Origin of the sequence: Colwellia sp. MB3u-4 (assembly GCF_014077065.1) — a bacterium.
GTDB lineage: Bacteria > Pseudomonadota > Gammaproteobacteria > Enterobacterales > Alteromonadaceae > Cognaticolwellia.
In genome coordinates, this window is sequence record NZ_JACGVE010000081.1 from 108,407 (window position 1) to 129,979 (window position 21,573).

The following is a 21,573-nucleotide window of genomic DNA, read 5'->3' on the forward strand; positions in this document are numbered from 1 at the left end:
TACACAACAATATGATCAAGGCATCTAGTTGCACAAAATTTCATTTAAATACTCAATATTGGCCTTAAAGCATGATTGTATATATTAAAAAACGGGGTAAACTGGTGTTTTCCTTTGCAAAAAATAAAAATTAATCATTATGACTCAACTACAAAAAGTATTAGATGCTATCGACACCATAAATAAAGCCGATATCAACACCACGATTGTTGACGGCATTAGCCAACCTAAAGAGCTTTTGTACGGTCAATACATGACAGCTTGCCTTGAAAAATATTGGCCAGATGCCAGTGAAAATTTACAGGTTGCGGTTCGTGCACAACACGTAAAACGCTGGCACTTAAAACGTACCGACTTCGCCATTGGCAAAAAAGGGTATTTAACCTGGCGTAAAGAATTAGGTATTTTTCATGCAGCTACCGCTAAAGCCCTAATGCTTGAGCATGGCTATAGTGAAAACGCCGCTGAAACCAGCGCGACGATTATTCGTAAAGAAAACTTAAAATCGAACAGTGAAAGCCAAACCTTAGAAGACGTAGCCTGCTTAGTGTTTTTACAATACTATTTTGATGCCTTGGCCGCTAAACATAAAGAAGAAAAAATCATTCGTATTTTACAGCTGACCTGGCGAAAAATGTCAACGCAAGGCCAAGAAATTGCCTTAAGCTTAACCTTACCGCCCCATTTAGCGCAGCTGGTGGTTAAAGCACTGGCTTAGTGCTTTAACCTGCAATATTCAAAATTTACTTCCCCCTGAGCTTTTGATTACTTGTTCAGGGTTAGCTTTTTCAGGGGTAGCTTTTTCAGGCGATTTACCTGCTGGCCTATAGTTTGTTAATGGCATTCACAGATTGCTATTAGAAGTAGGTAAACGCCAAAGAAAAATAAATGGCCAGACAACCAAGGCAACCACTAACACCTTTAACCAAATCGTAGGCAAAATATAACCCGACCACAATACAGCAACAACCATTGAACTTAAGGCTAGCACTTTTGCGCGTTTTGGAATGCAACGAGATTGCTGCCAATGATAAATCAATGGCCCAAACACTTTATTGGCTAATAGCATGTTATACAATCGCGGCGACGACTTAGCAAAACAGGCGGCGGCAACCAATAAAAAAGGTGTGGTGGGTAATAAAGGTAAAAAAGCGCCAATAAAAGCTAATGCCACAAAAAATATTCCCACTATCTTTAACAACATAACGTTATAGTACCCTCAGACTTGAGTTAAAATCCGCCGTTAATCTTCAATTAACTAGCGCTCAGTATTTCAGCCAAACAAATAAGCCCCTAAGATTAAAAAGACCGCGTTCATTAGCATCAACATGCCGACATGGTAACTGATATCCGCTAATGTTGCCGCTTCAGTGATCATTTTACGCGCACTAGCCACTAAATAGATTTAAGATTTCTTTCATCGTAACAAAGTCTGTAAGACGGTATGCTGAAATACAATGCCAACTTTTTGCGATATTGACTCATCCATGGGCTTAGCATAATAAAACACTGGCCTTTGCTCGCTTTGATAATACCTTTCATGATTTCTATGGCAGTAGTTTTGCCAACACCCTTGAGTCCGAGCAAGCCAAAACAATGACCTTTTTGAATCACAAAGTTTATATTGTTTACTGCAACAACATCTTTATAACGCTTGATTAAGTGCTCAACGCAAAGTGCTCAATGCGAATAACTTATTGCAGGGCACGCCTCAATATAACCTAGCTTGTTTTCTAACCGTTCACTTAACCTATTAATACCAACACAGAGATACCCCCACAAATGATAATAATTATCATTTGCATTTAATTGTGTTTTCAATTATTGTTTTTAACAAAGCTGTTTTATCAAAAATATTAAGGATGAATAATGGGATCAAGACAGATAAATGAAGGCTGTAGAGGTAAAGTCAAAGTTGAAATTTCAGCTTTATTGTTAGCAAAATTAATTAGCTCAGGCGCCTTAACAGGCCATAACTGTAGATGCCTAGACAACAATGCCCGTAGTACCTTATGGCAGTCGTTGCTGAACTTAAGTATTAATTCAACAACTAATTTAACGACTAACTTAAAAAGCGCGGAGAAATAAAATGACCACAGAACCACCTATTGTTGATATTTACTATTTGGAAGCTTGGCTAGAAACCTTCGTTTGTTGCTGCAAGCCATCAGCAAACAAACAGTCACTGGCAAAAATATGTGTTGCGATCAATGCAATTATGCAACATGAAGACTTTGATCAAATAGCTGATCATTATTGCAGCTATCATAAAATGAAAAATTATTGGCAATGGCGTTACGACCTTGCTTAATACCCAGTTGATTAATGACCTGTGCATTTTTAATCAACTGGGTATAACACTGACTATTTACAATTTATGGGCTAGCACTTGATGAGCCCTAATATAATTGATTAGGTGTAGGTTTAAGGCTTTTTTACCGGTAAAACCATACTGTTGGCAAACTTTTTCAATACTATGTTTTTGTAAAATACGCGCAACTAAGGGTAATACTTCAGGGTTAAACTGTTCCGTACAATGCCTTAATAGCCATTGGTGTAGCGCATAAACACAGCTGCTAAATTGACGTTGGCCAGAAGTAAAGTCGTTAACGCTTTGCAAAATATCACGCGCTAGTACCGACGTTTTCAACGTCTTATTACCCTTGAGCAATTGCCAGACTAATTTTGCTGGCATATGGGTAAACTCATCGGTTAGCCAATAATCAAATTGTTGGTAAAACTGCTCAACAATCACTTGCTGTAAGTGGCTAGCATTAGGCGTTAAGGCTTTAGTCACCAAACAAGAGTGCTCACCACTGGCTTTGTCTTTACTAAATCCTACTCGGGCAACGGCGAAGCCAGCTTGCTGCCAAAACTTGAGCAAAGTAGCGTTGCCCGCAAAACTAGCGCCAATAAAGTCTATGCCTTGGCGTGTAATATGGCGTTCAATAGCACTTAAAAAGTGTCTACCTAAGCCTTGCCCCTGAAATTGAGGATGTATCGCAATACGCATCACACGTTGATAACTATAATTAAAACTTTCCTTAATACCACAATGCATCAGTAATGATTGTGGTAAAAACTGATCGCGTAACCGACGCTGATTTTCACGAATTAACTCAACCAGTTTTTCATCTGCATGCCCTTCTCGCATCAGCATAACAACACCTAAAATATCGTTTTCACGTTTAAGTACAAACAATGATATAGCGCTATTGTTTAGCAGTAACCTGAGATCACTGGGTGAGGTTTGATAGTGAGCTGTTACTAACACCGCAAAAATTTGCTGTAAAAGCGTTTCGTTTTGCAGTAGTTGTGCGGGGGTAACAAGCTCGGTCACTAGCTTATATTGCGAAAGTAAATCACTTTGCGCTTGCACGTTATTAGCCAGACTTTCAGCCCCAACTTTAGCCTCACTCTTGATCTCTCTTTTGCTCTCTCTTTTAATTTCAGGGATAGCATTATTCATGGCTAAGAAAGTGTTAGGGTAATTAGGCAATTTGGCGTTTAGCAAACAACTAGCAAAAACGAATCGCTCGAGCGGGTCGTCACTTGCCCAGCGAATAGCTTCATTAATGTGCATTTTGCGCCAATTCGGCATCAATCGCTGCAGCACCAGAGCAAACTTAAGACTAAAGCCGCGACCTGCGCCTTCATAACCATGAATAGTCGTGGCAAATATTAAGCGATGATAATGGCTGAGTAATTGCTGCAAAAGATAAACAGGCAAGGCGGCAGCTTCATCAACCATGACTATACTGGCTTCGGGTTGCTCTTTTAACAGCACATCGATAGCATAAAAAACAATGCTGCCGTTGGCATGCTCTACACTATTTATGCCAACTTTGGCATCAGGCAAGTGTGTTTCAACTTGCTGAAAAAAAATGTTAAGTGCTGGTTTACTTGCCGCCGTGATGATGATTTTTAGTGGCTGTTTAGCATTAGCCAACATTTGACACGCAGCCAGTGCTAAAGCTGAAGACTTACCCCGACCACGATCTGCGGTTAGTACCAAAGGCCTATCTCTATGACCCGACAATACCTTGAGCATAGCCTCAACCGCTAACACTTGTTCTTGAGTGAAACAGCCGTATGGCAGGTTTTTCACTTGCTGAGCAGTGCTTAATTGTCCATCGTCAACAAGATTGTCTTGCGCTGTTTTATTCAAAGACAATAACGCTGGAAATTCGGTTTTATCTTGTTTAATGAAATAACCATGTTCAGCGGCTAATTGCTGCATAAAACGTTGAAGGAAATAATCTTGCGATTGCGCCTGGTTAACTTGTTCAACTTGCGACGGCTTTAATAAAAGTAAAAATACGCCACCAGCCACTAAAGTGCCCGAAAGCGCGGCAAAGGCATCAACATCAAAATCACTTTCGATATGGCAGGCATCATTATCTACCTTATTAACACCCTTACTTTCTACCGCAAATACAATAACGTCTTGCTCAGTACCTAAATACTGAGCATAATTTTTTCGATTGACTGAAATTAACTGATTAGCGCGACTAGCATGCGCAAGTTCACCATAGACAAGACCTTGTTTATCGCGCTTCTCGTTTGACTCTTGGGCGGATAAAAATAAAGTTAAACTTGTCTCAAGCTGTTCAGTAGTCCAAGCAGCATCACCCACTAACACCACTAAACTACGCCAGCGCTTAGCCTGATTTTTTTTCTGTAACTGCAAACACCAGTGAGAAAAACTTTCTTTTGACATGCTATTTAACCTTAAGAAGTATCTTGGCTAACACCAATAGATATATACCCAATTCATTGCGAGGTGCAGCTTAGCAGAGCACTGATCTAAGCACTAATCAAAGCTAAATAACTGTACGGTAGAAAATCATCACTTTAGCATTTTTAGTACAACATTTTTTTAGAATAAAAATAATTAGTTGAAAATCTACCATTAGTTGCCTATGTTCAAATTATCTATCTTTGTTAGATTTACTATGATGACAATCATGACAATGAGTACGATTAAATTTAACCCTTAGCTAGCATTAACAGGTTTAAGCCACTATTTATTGTAATTACAGAAAATACTGTAAAAGCCTTAGGTATAAAAAATGTGCGACGATTTCACAGATGACGCTAGCCTAAACTTCGAACAGGACAGTTATGACAAAGACTTGCCTAAAGGCAAGCAGGCCAAACATAACAGCGAAGTCAGAAAACGCATTGACGACTTATTAGCACAAAAACGCCTCAAAGCATTACTCGATGACATAGACAATTGGGATATCTAATCCATGAGGTGGCGCAAAGTTAAGTATTAACACTCGGTTAGAAGCCCACAATAAATATTATCGATAATATTTTATCAGTAACGATTTGTTTATCACATAAAGCTGATATTATTAGTCTAATATCTACGCTACTTAATGATCCTACATTATGACTTTATTTGAAAAATTGCGCTGCTTATTTACCTTTGGTCAAGGCGTTGCCTTACCATTACCACCCATTGATGAAAATGCCGATCCTTTTTCATTATTTAAACTTTGGTTTGATGACGCCAATAAGTCGGGTGTTTTACTGCCTGAGGCAATGTCTGTCAGTAGTGTAAGCCAAGACGGGCAACCAAGCTGTCGTATGGTGTTATTAAAAGAGTTTAACCAAGATGGTTTTATCTTCTATACCAATTACAGCAGTAGAAAGAGCCAAGAATTAAATAAAAATGACAAAATTGCACTGCTATTTCACTGGAATGTATTGCAACGTCAAATTCGCATTGAAGGCTGTGTTGAAAAAATCAGTGCTGAGCAGTCAGCAAAATATTTTCATAGCCGTGATCGCGGCAGCCAAATTGGCGCTTGGGCATCAAAACAAAGTAGCGAAATTCAAACTGATACTGAACTGGCTGATAGCGTTACTTATTACACCAAAAAATTTGCTGGCAAAGCAGTACCTTTACCTGAGTTTTGGGGTGGCTGGCGCATTAAACCAAACTATATAGAATTTTGGCAAGGGCGAGCGAGTCGTTTGCATGACAGAGTTTGTTTTAAACAACATAACAATCAATGGAAAAATTTCAAACTGCAACCTTAAACGCCATAACCTTAAACATAGTAGCCTTAAACACAGCAACAATTTAATGCCACTAAGTGGATTAACCCATACCATCAAGCAAAAAAGGAGCACATGGCTCCTTTTTTAATATTGTGTGTGTTGTAAAGTTATCCGACTAAAGCTAACAATATGCCGGCAGCAACCGCTGAGCCTAACACACCAGCAACGTTTGGCCCCATCGCATGCATAAGTAAGAAGTTATGTGGATTAGCCTCTAAACCAACCTTGTTAGCGACACGAGCAGCCATTGGCACTGCCGATACACCCGCGGCACCAATGAGTGGATTAACTTTTTCTTTAGCAAATTTATTCATTAGCTTCGCCATTAACACACCCGTAGCAGTACCAATAGAAAATGCTATTGCGCCTAACGCGAGTATGCCTAAAGTTTTAGCATTTAAGAATTGATCAGCGCTTAACTTAGAACCAACACCTAGTCCTAAGAAGATAGTGACAATATTAATTAACTCATTTTGTGCTGTCGAACTTAGGCGGTCTACCACGCCACACTCGCGCATTAAGTTACCCAAACAAAACATCCCCACTAACGGCGTTGCTGCCGGTAGAAAGAAAATGGTCATCATTAAAACGCCAAGTGGGAAAATAATTTTCTCAACTTTTGTGACATGACGTAATTGCGCCATCTCAATTTTACGTTCATCTTCTGTGGTTAATGCTCGCATGATTGGCGGTTGAATAATTGGTACTAATGCCATATACGAATAAGCGGCAACAGCAATCGCGCCCAGTAAGTCAGGAGCAAGTTTTGACGCTAAAAATATCGCGGTCGGACCATCTGCTCCGCCAATGATAGCGATAGCTGAGGCATCTTTCATAGAGAAGTCTAGACCAACAAAGTTCAACGCTATGGCACCAAACAAAGTGGCGAATATGCCAAATTGCGCAGCAGCACCTAATAACAATGTTTTAGGATTAGCAATCAGCGCGCCAAAATCTGTCATGGCACCAACGCCCATAAAGATCAGTAACGGGAATATGCCGGTATCAATTCCAGCGTAGTAAATGTAATGCAGCAAACCACCTACTTCAGAAAAACCGGCGGCAGGAATATTAGTTAAAATAGCACCAAAACCCATCGGCACTAATAATAGCGGTTCAAAGTTACGGGCAATGGCAAGATAAAGTAAACCACAACCCACTAGCATCATGATCACTTGGCCTAATTCAAAGTTTGCTAGGCCTGTAGACATCCACAATAATTTTAAAGAATCCATGGGTTATCCTATACCAAGCTTAACAAGATATCACCAACGGCGACTGAGTCACCTTCTTTGGTGTGAATAGCTGATATTTCACCGGCTGTTATTGCCCGGATTTCAGTTTCCATTTTCATCGCTTCCATAATGATAACCACTTCGCCTGCTTCGACTTCGTCACCTTCATTTACCAACACTTTAAAAATATTACCCGCTAAAGGCGCTTTTAAAGCTTCACCATCGCTTGAACTGGCCGCAGGTGCTTTGCTCGCTGGCGCAATAGTATCTATTGAACCACCAGGGGCAACAACAACGTCAAAGACTTTACCGTCAACACTTACCGCGTAACTTTCAGGGCCAGTGTTTGTTGAACTCGTTGCTGGTGCTGCAGTCGCACTTTTAGCAGAGGCTTTAGTCGGTGCGGGCTCAAAAGCATCTGGGTTATTGCGATTGGTTAAAAATTTCAAACCAATTTGTGGGAACAATGCATAAGTTAGCACATCATCGATAGTGTCTTCAGCTAGCGTAATATTTTTCTCTTCGGCGATTTGTTGCAATTCAACCGATAATTTATCCATTTCTGGGTCAAGTAAGTCTGCTGGGCGACAAGTAATTGCTGCTTTGCCATCGAGCACTCTTGCTTGTAATTCAGCATCAACTGGCGCGGCAGTCTTACCGTACTCGCCTTTTAATACACCAGCCGTTTCTTTGGTAATTGACTTGTAGCGTTCACCGGTAAGGACATTTAATACCGCTTGAGTACCAACAATTTGTGAAGTCGGTGTCACCAAAGGAATATAACCCAGGTCTTTACGCACTTTTGGAATTTCTGTTAGCACTTCATCAAGCTTATCAGCCGCGCCTTGCTCTTTTAATTGACTTTCCATATTGGTTAGCATGCCACCAGGTACTTGTGCGACTAAGATACGCGCATCAATGCCCCGCAAGCTACCTTCAAACTGGGCATATTTTTCGCGCACTTCACGAAAATAAGTGGCTACTTCTGCTAATTTAAGCATGTCTAAGCCAGTATCACGTGCCGTACCTTCAACAATAGAAACAATAGTTTCTGTTGGTGAATGGCCGTAAGTCATACTCATTGATGAAATAGCCGTGTCAATCACGTCAATATCTGCATCAATGGCTTTCATGTGTGTCGCAACACTCAAGCCTGTTGTGGCATGACAATGTAGTGCAATAGGTAAAGCAACAGTTTCTTTTAAACGGCTAATCAGTTCAGCGGCATCGTAAGGCTTCAACAGGCCAGCCATATCTTTGATACACAAAGAGTGTGCGCCCATGTCTTCTAGTTGCTTAGCCATGGTTAGCCAGCCTTCAAGGGTATGCACAGGACTCTCAGTATAACTTAAGGTTCCTTGAGCATGCGCGCCAACTTTTACCGCAGCTTTAATCGATGTTTGTAAGTTACGCACATCGTTCATCGCATCAAAAATTCTAAAAACATCAATGCCATTAACGTGAGCGCGCTCAACAAATTTTTCTACCACATCGTCAGCATAATGACGGTAACCTAGAATATTTTGACCACGAAACAACATTTGCTGTTTTGTTTTTGGCATCGCCTTTTTTAGCGCTCGAAGACGCTCCCAAGGATCTTCACCTAAATAACGAATACAAGAATCAAATGTTGCGCCACCCCAAGATTCAATTGACCAATAACCAATTTCATCCATTTTAGCAGCAATGGGTAACATATCTTCCAAACGTAAACGTGTGGCAAGCAATGATTGATGGCCGTCGCGTAATACGACTTCAGTTATTCCTAAGGGCTTAGTCATGGTCATTTCCTATTTCTGTGCAGAATGTTGTTGACGATATTGGGTAACAGCAGAAGAGATTGCTGCGACGACTGCCGGTGATACACCGTTGCCATCTTGTTTTTTATTGTTTTTTTTACTTGAGGCTCTACTTTCAACAATCGCATCAGGAAATTTTGTTGCCAACCTAACCAGCACAACCTTGATAAAAACAATCAGCAAACCTAAAAAGGTAAATACAAATACCATACCGGCTAGCATTAAAGTACCTGCTTCAATAAATAACTGTTGAAGATTTTCCATTTTTTTACTCTCAAGCAATTTTATATAATTAGAATAATCACTCCAATGTGTAAAAAGCAAACAAATTATTACAAATTGGTGAAAAAAAACGATGTCAAGCTAAAATAGTTCAAAAAAACAACTAAATCTAATGATATTTCGTCATTATTTTATACAAAATGGTATATCAAGTAAATTGTATACAATATCAAATCCATGAATAACGGTTATTAGAAAAAGAAAAACAAGGATATTATACAATATACAAAACTTAAAGCCGACACTAATGAACCACCTTGGTTTGCTTAAAAAAACTACATTAATCACAAAATATCATTATTTTATGGTCAATAAAAATCTAAAAAACATCTACTGATTAGACTAAATAATGGCTTATTTAGACAGTATTAAAATACTAGTAATGCATATTTTTAGTTTCAGATAAATATTGTTGATAATAAGAATGTCGATCAAAAGGTCTTTAAACTCACCTTTGACTAATTCAGAGGCAAGCTAATAACTATAAAAATATTCAAGCAAATGAGTGTCTAAATTACACTGACTCAAAGAAAATAACCGATAGTCACAATGTTTCACACACTTTGCTTATGCTAAATTTGCTATTTATTGTACTTAGCGCACTAATAACAATTTAATTACTTAAGTGCTCTACTTTTTCATCCGGAAAAGTGACTAAATACAAAGCATAAAATTTAATCAGTCGTTATTTATCTTATCTTATAAATTTTATGACGCTGTAACTTTTCATTTTAACCATTCAAAGTGAACAGGTAATTCATCAAGTCACTATAAATCCAACAGAGATAAAACTAGCTTTAAAATCTTTTTGAGGGAGGTTATCGCAGATAAGTGGTTGGCAATAAATTTTAGGCGAAAAAAAACCAGTCATTAGACTGGTTTTTTCAATGTGGCGGACGCGGCAGGAGTCGAACCTGCGACCGCCTGGTTCGTAGCCAGGTACTCTATCCAGCTGAGCTACGCGTCCGCAATAAACTGTTTTTTATATCTCATGCTTAGGAGATGACAAACTTGTACAATATTCATTTCTTAACTAGCGTCAATATTCGCTAGTCTTTATTATTTAGCCACTTAAAGAAAAGTGGCGGACGCGGCAGGAGTCGAACCTGCGACCGCCTGGTTCGTAGCCAGGTACTCTATCCAGCTGAGCTACGCGTCCTCAATAAACTGTTTTTTTATATCTCATGTTCAGGAGATGACGAACTTGTACAATATTTATTTTTTAACTAGCGTCAATATTTGCTAGTCTTTATTAAGCCACTTAAAGAAAAGTGGCGGACGCGGCAGGAGTCGAACCTGCGACCGCCTGGTTCGTAGCCAGGTACTCTATCCAGCTGAGCTACGCGTCCTCAATAAACTGTTTTTTTATATCTCATGTTTAGGAGATAACAAACTTTACTCATAAAAAGCATTCGTAGCCATTAGCGTTAGATAACCTATCCAACTGAGCTACGCGTCCTCAATAAACTGTTTTTTTATATCTCATGCTTAGGAGATAACGAACTTTACTCATAATAAGTATTCGTAGCCATTAGCGTTAGATAACCTATCCAGCTGAGCTACGCGTCCTCAAATCAAGCCTGTTATTTATATCTCTAGCTTAAGAGATAACGCATGTTACTCATAATGAGCACTCTGATGCGACCCTACAAAGATAAAAACAAAATGTTGGGGCGAAAAAAAACCAGTCGTTAGACTGGTTTTTTCAATGTGGCGGACGCGGCAGGAGTCGAACCTGCGACCGCCTGGTTCGTAGCCAGGTACTCTATCCAGCTGAGCTACGCGTCCGCAATAAACTGTTTTTTTATATCTCATGCTTAGGAGATGACAAACTTGTACAATATTCATTTTTTAACTAGCGTCAATACTTGCTAGTCTTTATTATTTAGCCACTTAAAGAAAAGTGGCGGACGCGGCAGGAGTCGAACCTGCGACCGCCTGGTTCGTAGCCAGGTACTCTATCCAGCTGAGCTACGCGTCCTCAAATCAAACCTGTTATTTATATCTCTGGTTCAAGAGATAACGAGCTAAACAATATTTCCTTAGGTAGACAACCTAGTAAATACTATATACACCCGCAGTGAACTAATTAACTATCGTTGTTCCTACGATGCCAATCTAAAAAATTGGCGGAGAGGGAGGGATTCGAACCCTCGATCCGGCTACAAACCAGATACTCCCTTAGCAGGGGAGCGCCTTCGGCCACTCGGCCACCTCTCCAATGGGGCGAATCATAAGGGATTATAAAAATAAGTCAAACTTTTTCCCGCTTTTATTCCTATTTACCGACTGTTTGGTGACAATTCAAACAACCCGGTCACTTTTCAAACGTTAACTAACAAAAAACACGCTGAAATGGTCTACCTAATTTTATTGCTAGATCAAAAAAGCCGACTGATGTCGGCTTTAATTATGAGAAAGTAATTAGATTTCATTACCTGAGGCTTCACCCTCACCTTTTTCAGATTGTATTCTCATATATATTTCTTCGCGATGAACCGAGACTTCCTTTGGGGCGTTAACACCAATACGTACTTGGTTACCTTTAACACCCAACACTGTCACTGTGACATCGTCTCCGATCATCAACGTTTCACCAACTCGGCGAGTTAATATTAACATCTTAATTTCCTTTATGTTTAAAAACGAGATCCACTAAATATATATAAGCTAGTAACAAATTAAATTTAGTCTACTATTTGCAAAAGTGCACTAATGTTCACAATAAGCATCTAGAATACTTATCAAACATTGACGATTCTATTCACCATATCGAATTTTCAATATTTAACAAAAAACTTGCAGAACAATCGCAGAATGCAATTGCAGCAATTACTGCTCATATTAACAACCTTCATGAAACAATAAACACTTTATAAGTAAGTTTTTGTAATTTTTCATCAAAAATATATGAATAACAACATGATAGTCACACCCTGTTAACAAAAGACCTTGAAGGCGGATAAAAAATTCGAGCTGATTGTAAATTATTATTTATATTCAAATAATAATTTGATGAATTTATACTTACACCAAGTGCATTAAGTTAGTTCTGTGGAGAAAAATTTTGCAATGGATCTTATTGATGTTCCTGTCACACAAGCTCCTGAGCATCGACATACTAGGATATATTAATGCCATAGAGCCATTGGATGGCTAGGAACGACTATGCCCTCTAAACATAACGTACATGCTATTTATGCGCTCTTGTCAGCTGTGGAGCCATGAATGGCTAAGAACGGCAATCCACTCGCCAGACAAGGTACATTCTATAGATAAAAAAAGGGGCTAAAAGCCCCTTAAATTAATTTATTTACTTACTACCTAAATATTAGCTCAACTTATCCTTTAACCAGCTTTGTGCTGCTTTTAAGGCTGCTTCAATATTTTCTGGTTGGCTACCTCCGGCTTGGGCCATATCAGGACGTCCGCCACCTTTACCACCGACTTCTTGCGCGGCAATATTAACGAGTTCGCCAGATTTTACTTGGCCAACAAGATCTTTAGTGACACCAGCAATTAAGCTCACTTTATCGTCACTGGTTGTGGCTAGTAAAATAATGCCTGAGCCCATTTTATTTTTCAGGTCATCAACCATGCCACGCAATGATTTAGCCTCAACACCTGCTAAATTAGCCACAAGGGTTTTCACGCCATTAACGTCAATAGCTTGGCTAACTAAATCAGCACCGGCTTGACTGGCAAGTTTTTGTTTAAATTGTGCTAATTCTTTTTCAAGTTCTTTGTTGCGTAATATCACTTGCTCAACTTTACTGGCCACATTCACTGAGTCAGTTTTAACCAAGGCGGCAATAGTACTTAGCGTTTGTTCTTGTGCGGCAAAGTAGTTTAATGCGGCCTCACCTGTTACCGCTTCTATTCGACGCACACCGGCAGCAATGCCTGATTCAGAGACAATTTTAAATAAGCCGATATCACCGGTTCGGTCAACATGCACACCACCACAAAGTTCAGTAGAAAAGCCACCTAAGGTGACCACTCGCACTTCATCGTCGTACTTTTCGCCAAATAAGGCCATCGCGCCTTTTTCTTTCGCTTGGTCAATTTGCATTAAATTGGTTTCGCGCGCTAAATTGCCACGAATTTGCTCATTCACCATACGTTCAACAGTATTTAACTCATCGCGTGTGACGCCTTCAAAGTGAGAAAAATCAAAACGGAGTTTTTCTGCATCACATAATGAGCCTTTTTGCGTAACGTGATCGCCTAATACTGTACGAAGACTGGCGTGTAATATATGGGTAGCGGTGTGGTTTTTAACAATAGCGGCACGACGTTCGCTATCAATTTGCGCGTTAACACGACTATTTAAACCAATAGTGTCACGGGCAATACCTTTGTGCGCAAAGGCATGGCCTAATTTAAAGGTATCAGACACTTCAAATATGCCGCCATCAAACTGTAATATGCCGCTATCACCAACCTGTCCACCTGACTCAGCATAAAATGGGGTTTTATCAAGCACTACAATACCGGTTTCACCGGCACTTAATTTTGCAACTGAGGCTTCATTGTTAAAAAGTTCAACCACAGTAGAAGACATTTCATGGCGGGTATAACCTTTAAATTCAGTCCGATGTTCTGACTTAAGGGTGTCGTTGTAGTCTGTGCCAAATTGGCTAGCTTTTTGCGCGCGAACACGTTGTTGAGCCATGGCGATATCAAAGCCGTCAAGATCAATGTTTAAGTTTCGTTCTCGGGCAATATCAGCGGTTAAATCAGCAGGAAAACCATAAGTGTCGTAGAGTTTAAAAACGTCATCGCCAGCGATAGTGTCGCCTTTAAGTGCTGACAACGTATCTTCTAACAGCGCCATGCCTCGGTCTAACGTTCGACCGAACTGCTCTTCTTCTCTGAGTAAAACTTTCTCAATAATGGCCTGTTGCTGTACAAGCTCAGGATAAGCTTCGCCCATTTGCTCAGCAAGTGAGGCGACTATTTTATGGAAGAAAAATGACTTAGCTTCTAACTTGTGACCATGGCGAATAGCGCGACGAATTATACGACGTAATACATAGCCACGGCCTTCATTTGACGGCATAACACCATCAGTGATTAAGAAGCTACATGAACGAATATGATCGGCAATCACACGTAGTGATTTATGTGCTAAATCATTACATTCAAGTAAGGTAGCGGTATCACGAATTAAGCCTTGGAAAATATCGATTTCATAATTGCTATGCACACCTTGCATTATCGCTGAAATACGCTCCAAACCCATACCAGTATCTATTGACGGCTTAGGCAAGTTATCCATGGTACCGTCGGCTTGACGGTTGTATTGCATGAAAACTAAATTCCAAATTTCGATAAAGCGATCGCCATCTTCATCTGCAGAACCTGGAGGACCACCAAAAATATCTTCTCCGTGATCATAAAAAATTTCTGAACAAGGGCCACATGGGCCGGTATCACCCATTGACCAAAAATTGTCAGACTCATAGGGTTTATCAACTGATTTATCACCAATACGAATAATTTTCTCTGCTGGCACACCAATAACCGTTAACCAATAGTCGTATGCTTCAACATCACTTTCATAAACAGTTACTAGCAATTTTTCTTTTGGTAATCCTAATACTGAGGTTAAAAATTCCCAAGAATAATTTATCGCTTCTTCTTTGAAGTAATCACCAAAGCTAAAGTTACCCATCATTTCAAAAAAAGTATGATGGCGTGCGGTGTAACCGACATTTTCTAGATCATTATGCTTACCACCGGCACGAACACAGCGCTGGGCTGACGTGGCTCGGGTATAACTGCGAATATCATCGCCAAGAAATACATCTTTAAATGGCACCATGCCAGCATTAGTGAATAATAAAGTCGCATCGTTACCAGGAACAAGCGAGCTACTCGCAATAATTTGATGCTGCTTAGATGCATAAAAGTCTAAAAATGCCTGACGCAATTGGGCACTAGTTTCAATCATTTAAATTTCCTAATTTTCGAAGAATATATCTGTTTAAGCGTTTAATAGTGTCATGGTTTAATCTGCTGAGAAACCACCTTGTTGCATAAAGCGCACTCTTTTGGCTTTATCTTTTTGATCTGTTATTAGGGACGCACCAATGTGCTTATTATACGCAAGCTCTGCTTGAAGATACCAATCTATTTAATCATTACTTGGTGATTTATCTACAAATTGACCATTAACACCTTTCCTGCCAAGTCACCTTCATATCGCACTAACCTTAGCTTTAAGCTACTTACAGTTAAAAAAAAGCACCAAAATACTCACCAAAACAAGCTTTACTTAGACAATACTCTGTAATGAACTAGTTTAAAAATAGCCTTGTTTCAGCAAAATTATACGCTAAAAAACTGATTTTTTTGCGCTAACTCTTTCGCTGAATTTTTACCTGCGTTTTTTCTGTGAGACCGCTGAGCAGTGGCTGTATTTAAAGGGAATGATGTGATCCAATTTTTTATTGGTAAATATTTCACTGAAAATAAACAGATAAACAATAGAACTTATGCCCGAGTTAAGTCAGTAAAAAGTAAAAATCATCAATGATGACTAACCTTACCTAACGCCAATTAAATTTACATTATATTAATAAGTTTTACATTCCGTTAATAATCACGCAAAATAAAGTAAAATAAACCTGCAGCAATTTACATAATGAATGAGCCAACATTGAGCGACATTCAGTCAAAAATAACAGCTAAGTGCTAGCGATTAATAAAAATAAGGACATGTATGAAGGGACAAATTAAAAACATGCGTTTAATATTGGTTATTTTATTTAGCTTACTATTTTTACAAGCATGTGGTGGTTCAAATGATACAACACCAACATTCAACATTAGCGCATCAGTTTCATCGGTCGCATTTACCCATGAATTTTTACAAGCACAAAACCATACCATTGCCCTTGATGTTACCTTTGATGGTGATGGCTTATTACTCGGCTTCGCCCCTACCGCAGCGCCTGTAGCTTGGTTAAATTATCGCATTGCTAATCTAACCGACACCTCTGCCACTATTCATATTGATGTGGTTAACGCTGATAGAATCGCAGCGAACCTTTACGGTACCACCCTAAGATTATCCAGTGGCGATACGGCAACAACAAACTTAGTCCATGCCGATATTAATGTTTCATTACTGATTTGGCAGGCCCTTACCTACGATGATACTTACGGTGTTGACGCCATTGCCTCGAAAAAAATTGCACTGAGCTCAAGCGCAGATAATTTAACCTTAGCCAGTTCAGTGCCTTGGCTCAGCCTTGAAAAAAGTTTTATTGATGGTGTAACAACCATTACCGCCACCCCTGATGTTAGTCACTTTAGTACTGCAGGCTTTTATCCTGCGACCATAGATATCACCAGCCCGCTAGGCACAACAGAGTACCCTGTTGAATTGAGCTTAGACAATATTCATTTATTTGCAGACAGAGCAACCGTTGCCCTAGCAAAAACCGCTAATATTAGTAACAGCCAAACTACGCTTAACATTAATTCAAATAGTATTTTTCCTTGGGGCTGGCAAGCAACAACCGAAGCGGCGTGGTTAACCCTAACGCCTAACGCCGACACTAATGAATTAACACTGGTTGCCGACAGCACGGCCTTAGCGAATAACGCAACCACGATCGCCGAGATTACCCTAAGTGGCAATGAACAAACCACAGCGACGGCAGAAACTATTCAAGTGAGTTTTTATAAATCTGACTTACTCAGTGAAAATAACTCACTCAATATTGTCGCTAATGCTGACGGTGTAGTAACTAATCCTTTACTGCCACAGTATTATGTTGCCACCAACAATGAACTACGCAGCTATCACCTTTATACTAATGAATTATTATCCACAACCGTTATAGCGCCAACAGATACTTTACTAGAACAGCTAATTATTCATCCCGATGCTAGCATGATGTTAGCAAAAGCGCTCGAAACTACCGTCATTGATGAAAACACCAGTGAAATCAGCATACATAGATATCAAATCAACCTCAGTGACATGAGCGTTGTTGAGTTAACTGATGTTGATATTACCAACGAACCGATAAAATTTATTCGCCTTAATGGTCGCTATTTTGTGGCAACCACCATTTTAGAATTTGCCGACGAAAACCTAATGCGTGTTGGCTTCGATGGCCCTAACGCCTTTTTTACCCAAGCCTTTAATGTTGCTGAACAAAATCAAACCCTATTCGCCTTAGACGTAAGCACTAGCGATGATTTAATGTCGATAAAGCGCTTAAATGTCAACGTGAATGATTTTGGCCGCAACCCCATCACCACAGAAATAAGCCACAGTTATCGACCTGAATTATTAGGTGAAAACCAACAAATTAACGACTTCTATGTTACCGCTGATGAGAAAAATATTTACACGATTAGCCCAACAAGTGAATGGATAAGTTTTGATGGTACAACCTTTATCGACAATGGCGTGTTAAATAGCAATGCAGCCATGACTAATTTAGCGCTTGCGCATAGTGCTAATGATCGCCCTCACTATGTGAGATTTGACTCGGAAGTTGGTTTTAAAATCGATGTTTATAACGAACAACAAACCCTTGCTAACAGTATTGAGCTAGGTGAAAATCAACCCACCAAAATGTTAATTGCCAATGGTGATAACCGTGCAGTTTTAACATCAAGCAGTGCAGGCAGCATAGATGTTATCACTTTAAGCCAAATTTCAAGCTCGGTTGAAACACTCGCCTTTAATACAACTTTTGGCGACAGCGCCATAGCAAAACAAACACTGACACTGTCAAATATTTCTGCTAATTGGCAAGCAACGGCCAGTGCACCTTGGCTGATACTAACACCGCAAAGTGATGACAATGGCGAGAGAATATTAATTGATATTGATACTAGTTTAATTACCGGTTGGGGCTTAATGACCGCCAGTATCTCGATATACGACCCCGCTAGTGGCACCACAAAAGTGATTACGGTTGATCTGGCTATTGATGCCATAAGGTTAAGTAGTAACTACCCGTCACTGGCTTTTAATAGTTTAGCCACCGAGCAAACACTCGTACATACCCTTGATATTTTAACCAACAGCGAAACTAATATCGCTTGGCAAGCCAGTACTGACGTTAGCTGGTTATCTTTATCAACTGACAGCACCAACAACACACTGACTATCACGGGCACACCCGCCAATATAGCGACTGACGGTGTTCATAGTGCGGTAATAACCTTATCACCGACTACCGCTGATACCGCGTTATTAGGCCGCATTAACGTCACCTTTAATAAAGGTGTCAATGATGCCAATGACCTTGATATCAGTAATATCAGCTTCAATACCTCAGGCCTGATGCTAGACCCGATGCGACCTTACATTTATATTGCTCAAGGCGATAAACTTAGTACTTATCACGTTATTTCTGGCGCGTTAATTAACACCACAAGGTCACCATTAGTCGATGTCGATTTAACCAACTTAGTGATCCACCCTGACGGCTCAATGCTGTTAGCATCGAATAGCGAAACTTATTTAGATGAAGACGGGCTTGAACAAACACGGATTAATCATTATCAATTTGACTTAAACAGTTATCAGTTTAGTCAAATAAATAGTGACAAGATCACCATAGAATACCGCCCTCTGATGATCAAGATAATCGCTGGAATACCCCTTGTTATCACACAAACGCTGGAGTACGCCGACCTAAATTTAACGCGCCAATATTGGCTTCAAAATAATGCCTATTTCGTTTCAACCATTGCCCAAGCCAATAGTGCAGATATATTTATGGCCTACAAGCAAGCAACCACCTCACTTGAACGCTTTGCACTAAGTTATAACGCTTATGCCAGTGAAACCATATCAGTGATCAATGAGCCAGCCTATATCAATGCAGCCTTTACTAACTTATCGAGCTTTGCCATGAGTGATAACGGTGAGACGATTTATAGCGCTAATAGCACCAGCGAATGGGCAAGTTTTGACGGTACTATCTACACTGACAACGGCCTACTTCAAGGCAATGCTAATGTGCAAACCTTTAACAGCACCACAGATACCGCTAACAACAGTTACTTTTATCGTTTTGATCCAACCCTAGGTATTACTTATAGTAAATATAACGCGGCTCAAGTAGAGCTTTGGTCAGAGGTTATAGCGGATGGCAGCGCTGAAAGTTACTTATTGCCAACTTACCAACGTGTGCTGATTTATGATGCAGAGACATCAACCTTGAAGTTACGCTCTCACCCTTAGTGGTAAGCTAAAATAGAGTGGTTGCTTTTACTGACACATAAGTTGATCAGCAGTGTACAAATAAAAAAACCGCATTTATGCGGTTTTTTTGTGGTTTAGAAAATTGAGCTTAAAAAATCTTTTTCTTCGTTTGTTAATTCAATAAAAACATTAATATCGCTATCACTTTTGTACTGTAAATTAATTTCATCCACCAGTATTTTTATTATGGTAATGCAAGCTTCTAAGGTCATTAAATGATTGGTACTATCTCTTCTGATAAAACCACCATCCCTAAGTAACCCCTCAATTAGTAACGCGTTTACCTCAAGGCTGCTATTTTTTTTCTGTGGTGTTATTAAGACCAACTCATTCATAATCCTTTCTATCGTTGCATTATACATAGGCAAAATGTTTAATAGGTGAGAACAAATAGCCTTGCATTTTCATGTGGCTAAATTGGGAGAGAAAACCTGCTTGTTCTACAGACTCCACCCCCTCTACTACCACTTGGTGGTTCTTACTTAGAAAAATGAGTAAATTTTTTAAAAATAAAACATCTAATGCCATTAGCCCCCAAAAAAGTTCTTTTGATACTTTAATCGTACTGAAAGCAATTTTTTTAGACAGTAGAATATCAAAATTTGATTGATTGTTTCCAAAGTCATCAAGCCATAAGCTAACATTTGGACACTTATTTATTTTATCAAGCGTCGCTAACTCTAAGTAACCAAACTGTTGTATGTCGTGTTCTAGTATCTCAATAGCAAAATGTTGTTCTTTATTATTATCCAAAATAGGAAAGCATTCATCAAAATTTTTTATCACCTGTATCGGTGTATTTAAACTAATGGTGTAACTCCTATATTTTGAATCACTAATTAAATTATTTAAAATTAATTTAAATAATTTTAAATGCTCAGCCTCAGTTAAATATCGGAAAAACACATCAGCTGGAATATTATTAGCCTGACTCGTGATACTACAGAGCAACTCGGCATGATTACATTGTTCTAATGTCGTCATAATTAATTCTGTACGGAGCTGAATAATCACGTTGCCCCAGACACAACAATCAAACGCAATTAATCGAGGCTTATTCATAAGTTGAATCACTAGTATGCTCACCTTCATTAACAACTGAGCTTAATAAATAGCCAAACCCTCTAATATTTTCTATTCTTAGGTTAGTGTGTCTAAGGTTGGTTCTCATTTCAGATATGGTCACCGCTAAGTTATTTTTAACGACTAATTGATCAGGCCAACCATAGTCATGTAAAAATTCGACACTGAGTGGTATATCTTTAAACCTTATAAATGCACAAAGTAATCTAAACCCTCTCTTTGAGAGTTTTGCCTTTTCATTTTTAAAGCTAACTATCTGATTATTAAGATCAAATTGAAATTCAGGCGAACAGTTTGAAAAATCAAAAGATTTACATTTTGAGCAATAATCACTACATGCTTCACCTGTATTGTACAACTTTGGTAATTCCATAGATTTCTCTAGCGTATTTTTAAATTAAATCATCATTGATTTAAAGGATACGTTCTAATTTGATAAGGTATGTTATTCAATTCCATCACCCCATAAATATGATGGGTTAAATTTTAAACCTATTGAAAAGTAGATAAGCAGCACCTTTATCTTTATATCTATAACGTTACTAATGTCAAAATAATGAAGTAAACCGTTTTCATGAGTAAAGCGGAATACATTGAATTTTTAACTTTATTTAAGCTATAACAGTCAACTGTAGCCCTATTCAATTGACGCGTATATTCCGCTATTATTTAAATCAATATAAAATTCAGGCAAAAAAATAGTCTTCATAAAGAAGACCATTTGTAAAAAGGCTCAAGAGGACAAAAAGTGTTGATTCACTTTTGGCAACTGGCTACCATTTTACAGGCCCTTTAGCTTTGCGTCCCCAGATTTCTCGGGGTTTGCGTTTATTTTATTTTATTTTATTTTATTTTA

18 protein-coding genes, 6 tRNA genes and 1 riboswitch are annotated in these 21,573 nt (G+C 39.0%); of the genes, 7 read left to right on the forward strand and 17 right to left on the reverse strand.

The window, feature by feature from the left end; all coding sequences use genetic code 11:
* Positions 1-139 precede the first annotated feature (139 nt).
* Positions 140-718 carry a DUF4202 domain-containing protein gene (locus tag H4J61_RS12680; RefSeq protein ID WP_182185298.1) on the forward strand — a complete coding sequence of 193 codons (579 nt, stop codon included), beginning with the start codon at positions 140-142 and terminating at the stop codon, positions 716-718.
* Positions 719-844: 126 nt separating this feature from the next.
* Here H4J61_RS12680 and H4J61_RS12685 read toward each other — a convergent pair whose 3' ends face one another.
* Complete coding sequence (locus tag H4J61_RS12685) at positions 845-1,204, reverse strand: YbaN family protein (protein ID WP_182136166.1); 360 nt, start codon at positions 1,202-1,204, stop codon at positions 845-847.
* Between the two features lie 191 nt (positions 1,205-1,395).
* Positions 1,396-1,614 carry a hypothetical protein gene (locus H4J61_RS18150; protein WP_182185299.1) on the reverse strand — a complete coding sequence of 73 codons (219 nt, stop codon included), beginning with the start codon at positions 1,612-1,614 and terminating at the stop codon, positions 1,396-1,398.
* A gap of 255 nt (positions 1,615-1,869) precedes the next feature.
* On the opposite strand from H4J61_RS18150, the gene H4J61_RS12695 reads away from it, so the two are divergent.
* Both H4J61_RS12695 and H4J61_RS12700 read left to right on the forward strand, forming a co-directional pair.
* Complete coding sequence (locus tag H4J61_RS12695; RefSeq protein ID WP_182136168.1) at positions 1,870-2,088, forward strand: hypothetical protein; 219 nt, start codon at positions 1,870-1,872, stop codon at positions 2,086-2,088.
* A 1-nt stretch (position 2,089) separates the two neighbouring features.
* Positions 2,090-2,311 (forward strand): hypothetical protein, encoded by a 222-nt coding sequence (locus H4J61_RS12700; RefSeq protein ID WP_182185300.1) that lies wholly within the window; start codon positions 2,090-2,092, stop codon positions 2,309-2,311.
* Between the two features lie 57 nt (positions 2,312-2,368).
* Here the strand turns inward: H4J61_RS12700 and H4J61_RS12705 are convergent, their stop codons facing one another.
* Positions 2,369-4,720 (reverse strand): GNAT family N-acetyltransferase, encoded by a 2,352-nt coding sequence (locus tag H4J61_RS12705; protein WP_182185301.1) that lies wholly within the window; start codon positions 4,718-4,720, stop codon positions 2,369-2,371.
* A gap of 352 nt (positions 4,721-5,072) precedes the next feature.
* Here H4J61_RS12705 and H4J61_RS12710 point away from each other — a divergent pair, with 352 nt between their 5' ends.
* The 3 genes from H4J61_RS12710 to H4J61_RS18155 all read left to right on the forward strand — a co-directional run bounded on the left by H4J61_RS12710 (position 5,073) and on the right by H4J61_RS18155 (position 6,163).
* On the forward strand, positions 5,073-5,252 hold the full coding sequence (locus tag H4J61_RS12710; protein ID WP_182136171.1) for a PA3496 family putative envelope integrity protein: 180 nt from the start codon (positions 5,073-5,075) through the stop codon (positions 5,250-5,252).
* 148 nt (positions 5,253-5,400) lie between these two features.
* The gene (gene pdxH / locus H4J61_RS12715) at positions 5,401-6,054 is read left to right on the forward strand and encodes a pyridoxamine 5'-phosphate oxidase (protein ID WP_182185302.1); all 654 of its coding nucleotides are present in this window, start codon (positions 5,401-5,403) and stop codon (positions 6,052-6,054) included.
* A complete protein-coding gene (locus tag H4J61_RS18155; RefSeq protein ID WP_404852066.1) occupies positions 5,993-6,163 on the forward strand; it encodes a CS domain-containing protein in 171 nt (56 codons plus the stop codon). Before pdxH ends, H4J61_RS18155 begins: the two co-directional genes overlap by 62 nt.
* 19 nt (positions 6,164-6,182) lie before the next feature.
* On the opposite strand, the gene H4J61_RS12720 is transcribed toward H4J61_RS18155, so the two are convergent.
* From H4J61_RS12720 to alaS, 11 genes are all read right to left on the reverse strand, one after another.
* Positions 6,183-7,310 carry a sodium ion-translocating decarboxylase subunit beta gene (locus H4J61_RS12720; RefSeq protein WP_182136173.1) on the reverse strand — a complete coding sequence of 376 codons (1,128 nt, stop codon included), beginning with the start codon at positions 7,308-7,310 and terminating at the stop codon, positions 6,183-6,185.
* An 8-nt stretch (positions 7,311-7,318) separates the two neighbouring features.
* A complete protein-coding gene (gene oadA, locus H4J61_RS12725) occupies positions 7,319-9,091 on the reverse strand; it encodes a sodium-extruding oxaloacetate decarboxylase subunit alpha (protein WP_182136174.1) in 1,773 nt (590 codons plus the stop codon).
* Positions 9,092-9,100: 9 nt separating this feature from the next.
* Positions 9,101-9,373: an OadG family transporter subunit gene (locus H4J61_RS12730; RefSeq protein WP_182136175.1), complete on the reverse strand. Its 273-nt coding sequence runs from the start codon at positions 9,371-9,373 to the stop codon at positions 9,101-9,103.
* Between the two features lie 908 nt (positions 9,374-10,281).
* Positions 10,282-10,358: transfer RNA gene (locus H4J61_RS12735), tRNA-Arg, on the reverse strand.
* 115 nt (positions 10,359-10,473) lie between these two features.
* Positions 10,474-10,550: transfer RNA gene (locus H4J61_RS12740), tRNA-Arg, on the reverse strand.
* Between the two features lie 113 nt (positions 10,551-10,663).
* Positions 10,664-10,740, reverse strand: a tRNA-Arg gene (locus tag H4J61_RS12745).
* Positions 10,741-11,102: 362 nt separating this feature from the next.
* A tRNA-Arg gene (locus H4J61_RS12750) sits at positions 11,103-11,179 on the reverse strand.
* A gap of 116 nt (positions 11,180-11,295) precedes the next feature.
* A tRNA-Arg gene (locus H4J61_RS12755) sits at positions 11,296-11,372 on the reverse strand.
* A 146-nt stretch (positions 11,373-11,518) separates the two neighbouring features.
* Positions 11,519-11,611 (reverse strand) — tRNA-Ser (locus H4J61_RS12760).
* A 204-nt stretch (positions 11,612-11,815) separates the two neighbouring features.
* Positions 11,816-12,013, reverse strand: a complete 198-nt coding sequence (csrA, locus tag H4J61_RS12765) for a carbon storage regulator CsrA (RefSeq protein WP_085304221.1) — start codon at positions 12,011-12,013, stop codon at positions 11,816-11,818.
* A gap of 709 nt (positions 12,014-12,722) precedes the next feature.
* Positions 12,723-15,347 carry an alanine--tRNA ligase gene (gene alaS / locus H4J61_RS12770; RefSeq protein ID WP_182185303.1) on the reverse strand — a complete coding sequence of 875 codons (2,625 nt, stop codon included), beginning with the start codon at positions 15,345-15,347 and terminating at the stop codon, positions 12,723-12,725.
* 771 nt (positions 15,348-16,118) lie between these two features.
* Between alaS and H4J61_RS12775 the strand changes: the two genes are divergently transcribed.
* Entirely contained in the window at positions 16,119-19,613 is a 3,495-nt protein-coding gene (locus H4J61_RS12775) for a hypothetical protein (RefSeq protein WP_182185304.1), read from the forward strand.
* Between the two features lie 95 nt (positions 19,614-19,708).
* On the opposite strand, the gene H4J61_RS12780 is transcribed toward H4J61_RS12775, so the two are convergent.
* The 3 genes from H4J61_RS12780 to H4J61_RS12790 form a co-directional block, all read right to left on the reverse strand.
* Positions 19,709-19,969: a hypothetical protein gene (locus H4J61_RS12780; protein WP_182185305.1), complete on the reverse strand. Its 261-nt coding sequence runs from the start codon at positions 19,967-19,969 to the stop codon at positions 19,709-19,711.
* Between the two features lie 19 nt (positions 19,970-19,988).
* On the reverse strand, positions 19,989-20,618 hold the full coding sequence (locus H4J61_RS12785; protein ID WP_182185306.1) for an EAL domain-containing protein: 630 nt from the start codon (positions 20,616-20,618) through the stop codon (positions 19,989-19,991).
* A 70-nt stretch (positions 20,619-20,688) separates the two neighbouring features.
* Positions 20,689-21,090, reverse strand: coding sequence for a winged helix-turn-helix domain-containing protein (locus H4J61_RS12790; RefSeq protein ID WP_182185307.1), 402 nt, complete (start codon positions 21,088-21,090; stop codon positions 20,689-20,691).
* Positions 21,091-21,478: 388 nt separating this feature from the next.
* Positions 21,479-21,554, reverse strand: a riboswitch (cyclic di-GMP riboswitch).
* Positions 21,555-21,573: the final 19 nt, after the last annotated feature.